Origin of the sequence: Blautia sp. OM07-19, from assembly GCF_003481595.1 — a bacterium.
Classification (GTDB): Bacteria; Bacillota; Clostridia; order Lachnospirales; family Lachnospiraceae; genus Blautia_A; species Blautia_A intestinihominis.
On sequence record NZ_QULA01000094.1, the window covers coordinates 1 to 293 of the forward strand.

1 protein-coding gene is annotated in these 293 nt (G+C 40.6%); it reads right to left on the reverse strand.

Annotated features, from left to right (window positions below):
* Positions 1 to 293, reverse strand: a 293-nt coding sequence (locus DXC01_RS20850) for an RNA-guided endonuclease InsQ/TnpB family protein (RefSeq protein ID WP_243111692.1), incomplete at both ends; no start/stop codon positions are given.

Genomic DNA, 293 nt, shown 5'->3' on the forward strand with positions numbered 1-293 from the left:
CTTTCGGATAATTTCAGCTCTTTTTTTATCTTTCCGCATTTACTGCATTTTTTGCTTGAAGGGAAAAACCGGTCTACCTTTACTAATTCTTTTCCCTTCCAGTCAAGCTTATATTCCAGCATATTCCGGAACATCCCGTATCCATTATCCTGTATACTTTTCCCAAAATGCAGGCACTGGCTCATCGCTTTCATATCAATATCTTCCACCGCAACTATATCGTACTGGTCTGTGATCCTGCGGCTCAGTTTATGCAGATAATCTCTTCTCTGGCTGCGTATTTTTTCATGGCA